Here is a 9,901-nt window from a genome sequence, read left to right on the forward strand (position 1 = left end):
GCGGCCGAGATCAGAGACCCCAATCAAAGCCCACAAGGGATGGACAGCGAACGGTAATGAAGTTCTTCAACTACAAGCGTGTGCCCTACGCGGAAATCCGCGCCTTTTCCGTTCATATTCTGACGGCGTCCGGCTCGTTCCTCGCATTCCTCGGCGTCGTGGCCGCGGCCGAACATCGCTTCGTCGATATGTTCTGGTGGCTAGGGCTTGCCTTGGCTGTCGATGGCATCGATGGCCCGATCGCGCGAAAAGTGCGGGTCAAGGAAGTGCTGCCGAACTGGTCCGGCGACACGCTGGACAACGTCATCGACTATGTGACCTATGTGCTTCTGCCGGCCTTTGCGCTCTATCAGAGCGGCATGATCGGCGAACCCTGGTCCTTCGTCGCTGCTGGCGCCATCGTGGTGTCGAGCGCCATCTATTATGCCGATATGGGCATGAAGACGGAAGAGTATTTCTTCTCCGGCTTTCCCGTCGTCTGGAACATGGTGGTGTTCACGCTGTTCGTCATCAAGGCGAGCGAGCTGACGGCGTCGATCATCGTTTTCGTCTCGGTCTTCCTGACGTTCATGCCGATCAACTTCCTGCATCCGGTGCGCGTGCAGCGGTTGCGGCCGCTCAATTTGCTGGTCTTTCTGCTCTGGGCGATCCTCAGCGGTTGCGCGCTTCTCTGGCATTTCGATTCGCCGGACTGGGTGGTCTGGGGCGTGGTGGCGACCGGGCTCTACCTCTATTGCATCGGTGCCGTGCTGCAGGCCTTTCCAAGGCTCGGCCGGTAACACAGTCTCGGGAGAACCGACATGACCAAGGCGATCGTCATCCGCAGTCTCGGCGGACCTGAAGTGCTGAAGCTCGAGGATGTCGCGCTCGACGCGCCCGGCCCCGGCGAGGTGCAGATCAAACAGGCGGCCATCGGCCTCAACTTCATCGACGTCTATTTCCGCACCGGCCTTTACAAGGCCGAGCCGCCGTTCATTCCCGGCAAGGAGGGTGCGGGGACGATCACCGCGCTCGGCGAGGGTGTCACGGATTTTTCCGTCGGCGACCGCGTCGCCTATGCCTCGGCGGACGGCGCCTATGCGGCCGAGCGCAATGTCGCGACGAAACATCTGGTGAAGGTGCCGGACGGTATCTCGCTGGAAACGGCGGCGGCGATGATGCTGAAGGGCATGACGGCGCAATATCTGCTGCTCCAGACTTATCCGGTGAAGCCGGGCGGCGTGATCCTGTTCCATGCCGCGGCCGGCGGCGTCGGCCTCATCGCCGGCCAGTGGGCGAAGGCGCTGGGCGCCACCGTCATCGGCACGGCAGGCTCGCAGGCGAAGATCGATCTTGCACTGGCGCATGGTTATGATCATGTCATCGACTACGGAAAGGACGATTTCGTCGCGCGGGTGCGTGAGCTGACCGACGGGGCGGGTGTCGACGTCGTCTACGATTCCGTCGGTAAGGATACGTTCCCGCAGTCGCTGGATTGCCTGAAACCGCGCGGCCTGTTCGTCAGTTTCGGCAATTCCTCCGGCCCGGTCGATGCGTTCAACATGGGCCTGCTCGCGCAGAAGGGCTCGCTCTATGCGACCCGCCCGACGCTCTTCGCCTATATCGCTACACGCGCTGCGCTGGATGCATGTGCAAACTCGCTCTTTGATGTTGTGCAGAGCAACAAAGTGCGTATCAATATAAATCAGACTTATCCGTTGGCGGACGCAGGGCAGGCGCACACGGATCTGGAAGCAAGAAAAACAAGTGGAACGACATTGCTCATTCCCTGACAACGACCCGAACGGGCGCAGGGGATCGGGATCGCAGGAAAGAGGGGAAGCGTGTCAGCCGTTGGAGCATCCGAGGGCAGCCCGTTGTTGGCTGTCCGCAGCCTGACAAAACTGTTCGGGTCTTTCGCCGCATGCAACGGCATCGATCTCGACATCAAATCCGGTGAAATCCACGCCTTGCTGGGTGAAAATGGCGCCGGCAAATCCACACTCGTCAAGATGCTCTTCGGTGTTCTCGCGCCAAGCAGCGGCCAGATTCTCTGGAAAGGCGAACCGGTCAGAATAGCAAGCCCCGGTGCCGCGCGCCGCATCGGCATCGGCATGGTGTTCCAGCATTTTTCGCTGTTCGAGGCGCTGACGGTAGCGGAAAACATCGCCCTGTCGCTCAGCCCCGGCATCTCGCTGTCCAAGGTCGCGGAAGAGGCCTCGCGGCTTTCCCATCTCTACGGCCTGCCGCTCGATCCGCATGCCCATGTCGCCGATCTCTCGGTCGGCGAGCGCCAGCGCATCGAGATCGTCCGCGCGCTTTTGCAGAACCCGGAACTCATCATTCTCGACGAACCGACCTCGGTGCTGACGCCACAGGAAGCCGACCGGCTGTTCGAGACGCTCGCAAAACTGAAGGCCGAGGGCCGTTCGGTGCTCTATATCAGTCACCGGCTGGAGGAAGTGCAGCGCATCTGCGACCGTGCCACCGTTCTGCGGCATGGCAAGGTGACGGGCGCCTGCGATCCACGGCAGGAAACGCCGGCCTCGCTGGCTCGCATGATGGTCGGCAGCGACGTCGCCTCTGTAAGTGCTGCGGGCACCAACACCAAGGGCGATGTGCTGCTCGAGGCCCGGCATCTCACCGTGCCGTCGCGCACGCCCTTTGCTGTCGCGCTGAAGAATGTGTGTCTCAAGGTGCGCAGCGGCGAGGTACTGGCGATTGCGGGCGTGGCCGGCAATGGCCAGGGCGAGCTTTTCGACGCATTGTCCGGGGAATATCCGGTCGCGGACCCGGCGGCGGTTTCCATCCGTGGCAAGGCGGCCGGCAATCTCGGCATCACCGCGCGCCGCCTGATGGGCGCCGGCTTCGTGCCGGAAGAGCGCCATGGCCATGCCGCCGTGACGACGCTGCCGCTCTCCGACAATCTCGTGCTGGCGCGCAGCCAGTCCGACCGCAAGACCTTCCTTGCCGGCGGCCTGCTTGGCATCATCCGGCAGGCGGTCGTCCGCATCGCTTCGAAGCGCATTTCCGAGACGATGGACGTGCGCAAGAGCGGTGAAAACCCGGCGGCCGGCTCGCTCTCCGGCGGCAATCTGCAAAAGTATATCGTCGGTCGCGAACTCGACCGCCAGCCGGCCGTGCTGATCGTCAACCAGCCGACCTGGGGTGTCGATGCGGGGGCCGCAAGCCGCATCCGCCAGGCGCTCGTCGATCTCGCGAAAGCCGGCTCGGCGGTTCTGGTCATCAGCCAGGATCTCGATGAAATCTTCGAGGTCGCCACGGAAATCGCCGTCATCAGCGAGGGGCGGCTTTCGGATGCCTATCCGGCGCATGATCTGACGCGCGAGAAGATCGGCCTTCTGATGGGCGGCATGTACGCAAAGACCGAAGGCGAGGTGGACCATGCGCATTGAACTCGAAAAGCGCGCCAATCCATCGACGCTTTATTCCATCCTGTCGCCGTTCCTGGCGCTTGCGCTGACGGTCATTGCCGGCGGCATCATGTTCGCGCTGCTCGGCAAGGATCCGGGTTCGGCGCTCTACAGCTTCTTCATCGAACCGCTGCTCGACGTCTGGTCGCTGCATGAGATCGCCATCAAGGCCGCGCCGCTGATCCTGATCGGCGCCGGCCTTTCGGTCTGCTACCGCTCGAACAACTGGAACATCGGCGCCGAGGGCCAGTTCATCGCGGGTGCCATTGCCGGCTCCATCGTGCCGGTTCTCTTCCATGAGTGGCATTCCTCGCTCGTCCTGCCGCTGATGCTGATCTTCGGCATGATCGGCGGCGCGCTCTATGCTTCCATTCCCGCCTTCCTCAAGGCGCATATGAACACCAACGAGATACTGACGAGCCTGATGCTGGTCTATATCGCCCAGCTCTTCCTCGACTGGCTGGTGCGCGGCCCCTGGCGCAGCCCGGATGCCTATAACTTCCCGGTCACCCGCGATTTCGCGCCGGAAGCGATCCTGCCGGAACTCGTCTCGTCGGGCCGCGCCAATCTCGGCTTCGCACTCGCCATCATCGCTGCCGTCGGCCTGTGGCTGATGCTGCGCTACACGCTGAAGGGCTTCGAGATCACCGTGCTCGGTCAGTCGGAGCGGGCAGGGCGCTTTGCCGGCTTCTCGTCGAAGCGCATGATCTGGTTCTCGATGCTGCTTTCGGGCGCGCTTGCCGGCCTTGCCGGCATTTCCGAGGTGAGCGGCACCATCGGCAAGCTCCAGCCGATCATCTCGCCGGGCTATGGCTTCACCGCCATCATCGTCGCCTTCCTCGGCCGCCTCAACCCGCTCGGCGTCATCGCTGCCGGCCTGTTCCTGGCACTCACCTATGTCGGCGGCGAGGCCGTGCAGCTGACGCTCAGCGTTTCCGACAAGGTAACGCGCGTCTTCCAGGGGCTGCTGCTGTTCTTCGTGCTCTCCTGCGACACGCTCATCCAATACAAGATCCGGCTGGTCTTCTCCCGCCTCGGCCAATCCAATGAGGGGGGAGCGCACTGATGGGCATGATCGAAGCAATCCTCCTCACCGTCATCACCGCGGCGACGCCGCTGGTGCTCGCTTCCATCGGCGAGTTGGTGACGGAGCGCACGGGCGTTCTGAATCTCGGCGTCGAGGGCATGATGGTGATGGGCGCCGCCATCGCCTTCGCCGCCACGCAGGTGACGGGGTCGCCCTATATCGGCATTCTCGCCGGCATTGCGGGCGGCGCGCTGTTCTCGCTGCTCTTCGGTTTCCTGACGCTGACGCTCGTCGCCAACCAGGTCGCGACCGGCCTGGCGCTCACCATTCTCGGCCTCGGCGTCTCCGGCCAGATCGGCGAGCCCTTCATCGGCATGTCCGGCGCCAAGCTGCAGCCGATCACCATTCCGCTCCTGTCGGACATTCCCTTCATCGGGCCGCTGCTCTTCAAGCAGGACATCATCTTCTACATCTCGATTGCGCTCGTCATCGGCGTCAACTGGTTCCTGTTCAAGAGCCGTGCCGGCCTGAAAATCCGCGCCATCGGCGATAACCACGGCTCGGCGCATGCACTCGGCATCCACGTCATCCGCACGCGTTATCTCGCCGTGATGTTCGGCGGCGCCTGTGCGGGGCTCGCCGGCGCGCAGCTTTCGCTGGTCTATACGCCGCAATGGGTGGAGAACATGTCGGCGGGGCGCGGCTGGATCGCGCTGGCGCTAGTCGTCTTCGCCTCCTGGCGCCCCTGGCGGGTGCTGGCCGGCGGTTATCTGTTCGGCGCGGTGTCGATCAGCCAGCTGCATGCGCAGGCCTTCGGCATCGGCATCCCCTCGCAGTTCCTGTCGGCTCTTCCCTATGCCGCCACTGTTGTCGTACTCATTCTGATCTCGCACAACAGGCGCATGACGCAGATCAACACACCGGCCTGCCTCGGCAAGCCCTTCGTGCCGGATCGATGAGAAGAACAAGAAAAACAACCACTCCAACCTCAGAGGATAAAATGAAGAAAATCATTATCGCGCTTGCAACCTCAGCCGCCATGCTCGGCTTCGCCACGGCCGCCAGCGCCCAGGACAAGACCAAGATCTGCTTCATCTATGTCGGCTCCAAGACCGACGGCGGCTACTCGGAAGGCCACGACCGCGGCCGCCAGGAGCTGGAAAAGGCGATGGGCGACAAGATCGAGACCGCCTTCCTCGAAAACGTCCCGGAAGGCCCGGATGCCGAACGCGCCGTCGAACGCATGGCGCGCTCGGGCTGCGCGCTGGTCTTCACCACGTCCTTCGGCTTCATGGACGCCACGATCAAGGTCGCGCAGAAATTCCCGGACGTGAAGTTCGAGCATGCGACCGGCTTCAAGAGCGCTGCAAACGTTGGCACCTACAATGCGCGCTTCTATGAAGGCCGCTACATCCAGGGCGTGATCGCCGCCAAGATTTCGAAAAAGGGCGTGGCCGGCTACATCGCCTCCTTCCCGATCCCGGAAGTGGTGATGGGCATCAACGCCTTCATGCTCGGCGCGCAGTCGGTCAATCCGGACTTCAAGGTCAAGATCGTCTGGGCTAACACCTGGGCCGATCCCGGCAAGGAAGCCGATGCCGCCAAGGCGCTGGCCGACCAGGGCGTCGACATCCTGACGCAGCACACCGATTCGACCGCGCCGATGCAGGTCGCCGCCGAACGCGGCATCCACGCCTTCGGCCAGGCCTCGGACATGATCGCCGCCGGACCCAACACCCAGCTGACCGCCATCGTCGACACCTGGGGCGCCTATTACATCAAGCGCACCCAGGCCGTTCTCGACGGCACCTGGAAGTCGGAGCAGATCTGGGACGGCCTGAAGGACGGCATCCTCACCATGGCGCCCTACACCAACATGCCCGACGACGTGAAGAAGGCCGCGGAAGAGGTGGAAGCGAAGATCCGCTCCGGCGAACTGCATCCCTTCACCGGCCCGGTCAAGAAGCAGGACGGTTCCGAATGGCTGGCACAGGGTGCCAAGTCCGACGACGGCACGCTGCTCGGCATGAACTTCTATGTCGCCGGCATCGACGACAAGCTGCCGCAGTAAGCGACAGCCTACCAAACAGATGGGAAAGGCGCCCTTTCGGGGCGCCTTTTTCGTTTGCGAAGGATGTGTGACGCGTTCAGGCTTTGCGGAATCGGCGCGGCGCTCTATACCTGCCGGATGTTCCGGAACAAAAGGGGTGGTCCGGAGCCGAGGAGGGGAATTTTTGCGCAAGGGTTTGCTTGAAACGGTCATCAGCGGCATGAACACGCGCACAAGTCATGCGCAGGTGGTCAATGCGCTGGGCCGGTCGATCATCGCAGGCGACTATCCCGTGGGATCGACGCTGCCGGGCGATGCGGAACTGGCCGCGCGTTTCAAGGTGTCGCGCACGGTGCTGCGCGAGGCGATGAAGACACTGGCCGCCAAGGGCCTCGTCGTGCCACGTGCCCGCATCGGAACCCGCGTGACGCCCAACACGCAGTGGAACCTTTTCGACAGCGATATTCTCACTTGGTACTTCGCCGTTGGCGTCAACGAGGATTTCCTGCTGCATCTTTCCGAAGTGCGCCTGGCCTTCGAGCCGCATGCGGCCGCGCTCGCCGCGCGCCACGCATCGGAAGCCGATATCAGCCAGATGATGCGCCTTGCCGTCGCCATGGGCGACCCGGAGCATACGGCCGAAACACTTGCCCTGGCGGACCTGAAGTTTCATCTCTCGGTGCTGGAAGCCTCGCGCAATCCTTTCCTGCGCACGGTCGGCAGCCTGATCGAGGCCGGCCTTGTCGGCGCCTTCAAGCTCAGCTCGCCGGCCGCCGACCGCGGCAAGATCGGCGATGTCGCGGCAACCCACATCCGCATCGTCGAGGAGATCGACAAGCGGGACGAGGAGGGCGCGCGCCGCGCCATGGAAAATGTCATCAAGGTCGGCCGCGAACGCGTCGTGCAGGCTTTGCGCGAAGGGAAATAGCTTTCCCAGGCCATGCGACCACGCAACAAGCGCGACGAGGCGGGGGACTGCCCCGTCGCGCGCTATTGAAGCTCAATCATCGTTGCTGGCGTTGAGGTCTTCCGGGCGCGTACCCTCGTCCAGGCTACGCGTCGCAAGCTGGGCAGCCCCCATCGATTGGTAGAGATTGAAAAGTGCCTCGCTCGCCTTCGCGGCCAGCCGGAACCACTCGTCATTGCCGGCGATCGCCGGGTGATGAAGCAACTGATCGTCGACGAGATCGAGCACAATGGAGGTTGTGTGTACGGCTTCATGGAAGCCGAAAGAGCCGGAAGCGTAGTGGGCGAGCAGGTCCGAGGGCGTCATGGAACGCTCGGCGGCGAGAATGTCGAGCTGCTTCAGCCGTTCGTCTTCGAGTTCGATGTCGGTGCTCTCAAGCATATCCGCCTCCGTTGCAGTGCCTGTTCCAGACCTACCCGATTCGGACACGGTGGTGGATCGGAGATCCAGTCTTCGGCAAGATAATTGAAAAGGCCGGACGGTGGGAGCCGCCCGGCCTTTTGGATCAGCCCTGGGGCGTCAGGGTAACCGAGGTGCCCGTTGCGGCAATGTTCAGGCCGATCTGGCCGCTGACGCTGACCGTCTGCAGCTGGATGGAGCCCGAGGTGCCGCCGACCAGCACGTTTGCACCAAGGCCGACGCCGACGGTCGCCTCGGCCGTTGCGCCCTGATACAGGCCGCCAAGCGAACCGTGGTGATAGCCGGCCGTGGGTGCAAAGACCGCCCAGACGATACGGCCCTGCGTGGTGAAGCCGATATCAACGCCCATCTTACGGATCACGCCGCTATAGACATCCTGCTGGCCGCGGGTCGACTTGAAGACGCAATCGACGGATTTCGCCGAACCGAGCACGTAGCCGAGGCCGCCGCCAACCTCGCAGGTCAGCATGCCGATCTTGACGCCGTCACGATCGCCGCCGCGCTCGACATAGACAGGCTCCTGATCGCGAATGACCATGTCGGCTGCACTGGCCGTTGATGCCAGAGCCTGCGCCAGGGTAAGGGCGAGGATCGCTCCAAGCTTCTTGTTCATCGTTGTTCTCCTTCTAGCTGGCACGATAATGGCGAATCCGGTAAATTGGTTCCCGGTCGCCCTTCATCTCATCGCGAAGATCGTGGCAGAGTAGGGGCAGCCGGTGCCGCTCCGCCAGGAAGGCGGCGTATCGTCGTTTTACGGTCACACCCGGTTGATCGTGGGGAGATGCGTGATTACGTCGTTACGACGCGCATCATCGAGGGAGGCGATGTTCTCGTTCCAGAACGCTTCCGCCGCGCGCGTCTCGTGTTTCCATTGCCGGGTACGGCGAAACAGCAAGATCGGTGTGATTGTTCCAGGCAACAGAGGAGCGCAGGCAACAAAAAAGGCCGGGGCGAAAACGCACCGACCTTCCTCATCATCACCCTTTCACCAGTGCCAGTACATCCGTGGTCAAGGGCAGCAGGTGATGGCGGCCATCGCGAGCGGCAGAGGCTTTCCAGCGCTCTTAAGCGATTACCGATGACGGTGATGTAGGAGGCGATTGTGGTGAAATCAAGTTCACGGTGTTTTATTTCATTTCGGCTACGGAGGTGGCGTTTCGAACAAGCCAGGACTCGGATTGAGAAATGGACATAGATGTTGCTGCGCTTCCCCGCCGGGACTTCAAGCTTTCAGGGTCGAGTTACTTTCTCGGCATATTCGCGCTAGGAATTTTTCTGGCATGTTTCACGTCCATGATGATCCATGCTCTCATACCCAACTACCCTCTGCTCGTCATGGCCCTCGGCCTGATCGCTGGTATCGTTCTTGTGCCAGCATCCATCTTCTGCGGGCTGAAATCCATCTCAAACATTGACTTTGATAAACCAGTCCTGAGCATTGATGGCGATGGAATTCACATCCATGACGCCAAGGTGCTCCATATCCCCAGAAAGGTCGTCACCTTTGTCGCATGGAGCCAGATATCAAAGATGCGCTACCAGCTCAGCGGTCGCTACAACGAAACCAAGCATATCATCATCGAGAGCCCGGCAGTCGGCCCTAGTGGTTTATGGATCGTTGCAAGCGGCCTCGCATCCGTCGATCCGCGCGATCTGTTCGAAACGATGCGGCAGTATCGCCGTACAATCACGCCACCGCCAGCGGACGATCCGCGCCTGAAAATCTATGAAGCCTCGTCCTGGACAGGTCTCGACGACGAGGGCTGAAACGTGTTTGAAAACAAGCGGAATTTGGCGGAAGAGGCGGGATTCGATAAGTGGTTGATTTCCTTGATTTTCAGGCATTTCAGCCTGCCTGTCAACCGCCTTTATGTAACAGCTTGTGTAGCACCGAACAGGCTGCAAATGGACGCCGAACAGCGAAAAACCCGGTCGATGCCGGGGTCTCTGACTAAGCTGCGATTAGATACGTGGTAGACGATCTTCATCGCGCACCTGCTCATTGAAGGCGCGAACGATATGTA

10 protein-coding genes are annotated in these 9,901 nt (G+C 61.9%); 8 read left to right on the forward strand and 2 right to left on the reverse strand.

The window, feature by feature from the left end; genetic code table 11:
* Positions 1 to 56 precede the first annotated feature (56 nt).
* The 7 genes from pcsA to AC27VQ_RS13555 all read left to right on the forward strand — a co-directional run bounded on the left by pcsA (position 57) and on the right by AC27VQ_RS13555 (position 7,418).
* Positions 57 to 779 (forward strand): phosphatidylcholine synthase, encoded by a 723-nt coding sequence (pcsA, locus tag AC27VQ_RS13525; RefSeq protein WP_488716646.1) that lies wholly within the window; start codon positions 57 to 59, stop codon positions 777 to 779.
* 21 nt (positions 780 to 800) lie between these two features.
* Positions 801 to 1,772, forward strand: a complete 972-nt coding sequence (locus AC27VQ_RS13530) for a quinone oxidoreductase family protein (protein ID WP_488716647.1) — start codon at positions 801 to 803, stop codon at positions 1,770 to 1,772.
* A 51-nt stretch (positions 1,773 to 1,823) separates the two neighbouring features.
* The gene (locus AC27VQ_RS13535; protein ID WP_488716648.1) at positions 1,824 to 3,395 is read left to right on the forward strand and encodes an ABC transporter ATP-binding protein; all 1,572 of its coding nucleotides are present in this window, start codon (positions 1,824 to 1,826) and stop codon (positions 3,393 to 3,395) included.
* On the forward strand, positions 3,385 to 4,479 hold the full coding sequence (locus AC27VQ_RS13540; RefSeq protein WP_488716649.1) for an ABC transporter permease: 1,095 nt from the start codon (positions 3,385 to 3,387) through the stop codon (positions 4,477 to 4,479). Before AC27VQ_RS13535 ends, AC27VQ_RS13540 begins: the two co-directional genes overlap by 11 nt.
* Entirely contained in the window at positions 4,479 to 5,399 is a 921-nt protein-coding gene (locus tag AC27VQ_RS13545; protein ID WP_421592502.1) for an ABC transporter permease, read from the forward strand. The genes AC27VQ_RS13540 and AC27VQ_RS13545 overlap by 1 nt, the downstream gene beginning before the upstream one ends.
* A gap of 41 nt (positions 5,400 to 5,440) precedes the next feature.
* The gene (locus AC27VQ_RS13550) at positions 5,441 to 6,511 is read left to right on the forward strand and encodes a BMP family ABC transporter substrate-binding protein (protein ID WP_421592501.1); all 1,071 of its coding nucleotides are present in this window, start codon (positions 5,441 to 5,443) and stop codon (positions 6,509 to 6,511) included.
* 199 nt (positions 6,512 to 6,710) lie between these two features.
* A complete protein-coding gene (locus AC27VQ_RS13555) occupies positions 6,711 to 7,418 on the forward strand; it encodes a FadR/GntR family transcriptional regulator (protein WP_488716667.1) in 708 nt (235 codons plus the stop codon).
* Between the two features lie 72 nt (positions 7,419 to 7,490).
* On the opposite strand, the gene AC27VQ_RS13560 is transcribed toward AC27VQ_RS13555, so the two are convergent.
* Positions 7,491 to 7,838: a hypothetical protein gene (locus tag AC27VQ_RS13560; RefSeq protein ID WP_313526958.1), complete on the reverse strand. Its 348-nt coding sequence runs from the start codon at positions 7,836 to 7,838 to the stop codon at positions 7,491 to 7,493.
* 124 nt (positions 7,839 to 7,962) lie between these two features.
* The gene (locus tag AC27VQ_RS13565; RefSeq protein ID WP_488716650.1) at positions 7,963 to 8,490 is read right to left on the reverse strand and encodes a DUF992 domain-containing protein; all 528 of its coding nucleotides are present in this window, start codon (positions 8,488 to 8,490) and stop codon (positions 7,963 to 7,965) included.
* Positions 8,491 to 9,062: 572 nt separating this feature from the next.
* Between AC27VQ_RS13565 and AC27VQ_RS13570 the strand changes: the two genes are divergently transcribed.
* The gene (locus tag AC27VQ_RS13570; protein ID WP_488716651.1) at positions 9,063 to 9,644 is read left to right on the forward strand and encodes a hypothetical protein; all 582 of its coding nucleotides are present in this window, start codon (positions 9,063 to 9,065) and stop codon (positions 9,642 to 9,644) included.
* Positions 9,645 to 9,901 lie beyond the last annotated feature (257 nt).

This window comes from Shinella sp. 20P9.1.1 (assembly GCF_057798995.1).

Coding starts and splice junctions, on each gene's coding strand:
- AC27VQ_RS13565 (WP_488716650.1), bottom strand. CDS start 8,490: ATGAACAAGAAGCTTGGAGCGATCCTCGCCCTTACCCTGGCGCAGGCT.
- AC27VQ_RS13560 (WP_313526958.1), bottom strand. CDS start 7,838: ATGCTTGAGAGCACCGACATCGAACTCGAAGACGAACGGCTGAAGCAG.
- AC27VQ_RS13550 (WP_421592501.1), top strand. CDS start 5,441: ATGAAGAAAATCATTATCGCGCTTGCAACCTCAGCCGCCATGCTCGGC.
- AC27VQ_RS13555 (WP_488716667.1), top strand. CDS start 6,711: ATGAACACGCGCACAAGTCATGCGCAGGTGGTCAATGCGCTGGGCCGG.
- AC27VQ_RS13570 (WP_488716651.1), top strand. CDS start 9,063: ATGGACATAGATGTTGCTGCGCTTCCCCGCCGGGACTTCAAGCTTTCA.
- AC27VQ_RS13545 (WP_421592502.1), top strand. CDS start 4,479: ATGGGCATGATCGAAGCAATCCTCCTCACCGTCATCACCGCGGCGACG.
- pcsA (WP_488716646.1), top strand. CDS start 57: ATGAAGTTCTTCAACTACAAGCGTGTGCCCTACGCGGAAATCCGCGCC.
- AC27VQ_RS13540 (WP_488716649.1), top strand. CDS start 3,385: ATGCGCATTGAACTCGAAAAGCGCGCCAATCCATCGACGCTTTATTCC.
- AC27VQ_RS13530 (WP_488716647.1), top strand. CDS start 801: ATGACCAAGGCGATCGTCATCCGCAGTCTCGGCGGACCTGAAGTGCTG.